Source organism: Mesorhizobium sp. M4A.F.Ca.ET.050.02.1.1 (assembly GCF_003997725.1).
In the GTDB taxonomy this organism is placed as follows: domain Bacteria; phylum Pseudomonadota; class Alphaproteobacteria; order Rhizobiales; family Rhizobiaceae; genus Mesorhizobium.
The window spans coordinates 1-1248 of sequence record NZ_RZSG01001187.1; the positions used below are offsets into that span (position 1 = coordinate 1).

General features: G+C 61.1%; 1 protein-coding gene. It reads right to left on the minus strand.

Annotated elements, in window-relative coordinates:
• The coding region (locus EOA33_RS36175) for an acyltransferase family protein (RefSeq protein WP_145989527.1) at positions 1-1248 on the minus strand (1248 nt) is incomplete at both ends.

Sequence of the window (1248 nt, forward strand, 5' to 3'; positions counted from 1 at the left end):
GTCAAATCCAGGCCGGGCCCCGGCACCTGACCAATGATTCCAATGCGCCGTTCGGGAGCGGTGATTTCTTCAACGAGGCTTCGCAGACCGTCGCGCATCAGCAGGACTTTGTCCGCTTGCCTGCCGTCGTCAGCAACGACATTGGTGTAGGCAAGGCTTGTCCAGGCAGAGGACAGCACCACGAGGTCGACGTCCGTGCGCTGTCTCAGCATGCTGACCACGGCCTTTCGGGACGATGCGCAGCTTTCCCGGTAGTTAGGCTGCTCCGGAAAGTCGCGATGGACACCTTCTCCGAATGCGGCCGGGCAGGCATGATAAAGAAAGAAGGCCGTATTCTCCCTTTGGCCAACCGCATCCAATAGTGGGGCGAGATGCTCCGCATGGCTGTCGCCCCACAGCATGGCATGGCGTGCCGCCTTGTCCCAAGGTGCTCCGAATGCGCAAAACGTGCCGTCCAGTTCGCTTATCTCGACCATCTGCGGACATGGCCAATCCCACATCACCTCGAGGCTGCGCATCGCCTCGACCTCCTTCGGGATCCTGCTGGCGATACCCCCGCCTTGGAAGATTGAATTGCCGCCCAGACCAACGATCAACGCGGTGGTCGCGCCGGCGATGACGGTTCTCAACGGAGGCTGCCGCAGTCGGCGAACGGGTTCTTCGACGAATCGCCAGGACAAATAAGCCGTCACCCAGGCTGCCGCGATGAGGATCAGCGCTTCGCCCGCTGTCGGCATCGCACCGCCGGCATAGTGACGGAAAAAGACCAGAATCGGCCAGTGCCAGAGGTACAGGCTGTATGAAATTTTGCCTGTGAAGCGGAGAGGCGCGCTTGAAAGGACCGCCGTAGCGATAGACGGGGAACAAGGCCAGACGAGCAAGACAGCCCCAGCCACTGGGGCGAGTGCATTCAGTCCCGGAAATGGCTGGCTCGAGGATAGCCAGATGGCGCTAGCGGCTATCAGGCAAAGGCCAAACAGTCCGAATGCCTCGGAAGTGCCCCGGCGGCCGATCGGTGGAACAAAAACCAGCAGGCCGCCTAGCGCCAGTTCCCAACCCCGGCTGAAGGGAGCATAGAACGCTTGCTTGGGATCGACTGCCACCAGGTAAAGGGCAATCGAAAAGCTGGTCAGCGCTACAAGGCAGATCGCCGCGACGATCGGTGACTGATGGCCCCGCCACAATCGGCTGGCGATGAACAAGAGGGCTGGCCACACGAGATAGAACTGCTCTTCGACGCCGAGGGAC